Genomic DNA, 407 nt, shown 5'->3' with positions numbered 1-407 from the left:
CATACTTGGTGACCCGTAGGGGATTCGAACCCCTGTTACCTCCGTGAAAGGGAGGTGTCTTAACCCCTTGACCAACGGGCCTTACATTAAATATAACATACAAAATAATTATGGCGGAGAGAGAGGGATTCGAACCCTCGAGACGCTTGTGACGCCTACACGATTTCCAATCGTGCTCCTTCGGCCAACTCGGACACCTCTCCATAATGGCTCCCCGAACAGGACTCGAACCTGTGACAACTCGATTAACAGTCGAGTGCTCTACCAACTGAGCTATCAGGGAACATTAACTATCAGGCTTGATCACCTGAAAACTGGATACGAAACTTATTTTGCATATTTAGATGTTTTTGGATAAGCCCTCGACCGATTAGTACCTGTCAGCTCCATACATTGCTGCACTTCCA

3 tRNA genes are annotated in these 407 nt (G+C 47.2%); all 3 read right to left on the bottom strand.

Annotated elements, in window-relative coordinates:
- Positions 1–6: 6 nt before the first annotated feature.
- A tRNA-Glu gene (locus DMN77_RS23590) sits at positions 7–81 on the bottom strand.
- Positions 82–111: 30 nt separating this feature from the next.
- A tRNA-Ser gene (locus DMN77_RS23585) sits at positions 112–203 on the bottom strand.
- A 4-nt stretch (positions 204–207) separates the two neighbouring features.
- Positions 208–283 (bottom strand) — tRNA-Asn (locus tag DMN77_RS23580).
- Positions 284–407 lie beyond the last annotated feature (124 nt).

The sequence above is a fragment of the Paenibacillus sp. 79R4 genome, assembly GCF_013393165.1.
In the GTDB taxonomy this organism is placed as follows: Bacteria; Bacillota; Bacilli; order Paenibacillales; family Paenibacillaceae; genus Fontibacillus.
Note: the sequence above shows the minus strand (reverse complement) of the source record. Positions and strands in the feature narration are given on the sequence as shown.